This window comes from Salifodinibacter halophilus (assembly GCA_012999515.1).
Lineage (GTDB): Bacteria > Pseudomonadota > Gammaproteobacteria > Nevskiales > Salinisphaeraceae > Salifodinibacter > Salifodinibacter halophilus.
On the sequence record JABEEB010000757.1, the window covers coordinates 1 to 235 of the forward strand.

The 235-nt window shown below is 66.8% G+C and carries 1 protein-coding gene; it reads left to right on the forward strand.

Translation table 11 applies throughout. From position 1 onward, the window contains the following. Nucleotides 1–232: hypothetical protein (locus tag HKX41_13610; protein NNC25170.1), on the forward strand; the 232-nt coding region annotated here is incomplete at its 5' end. Nucleotides 233–235: the final 3 nt, after the last annotated feature.

The following is a 235-nucleotide window of genomic DNA, read 5'->3' on the forward strand; positions in this document are numbered from 1 at the left end:
CATCGACCAAGCGCAACACTTCGAAGCCATCAATCTGGCGCAGTCGCTGCTGGCGCAACAGCGGCGGGCCGAAACCCAGCCGCGTCCGGCGGCATGCGGCCACTGCCTCAATCGCGAGTGCCTGGAGCCGTTCGACGCAACCGACCAGGCGCGCCTTTATTGCGGGCCGCCTTGCGCCGAAGCGCATTTGCGTCAGCTGGTGCTGGCCAGGCAGCGTGTTGGCGCCCGTTAAAGC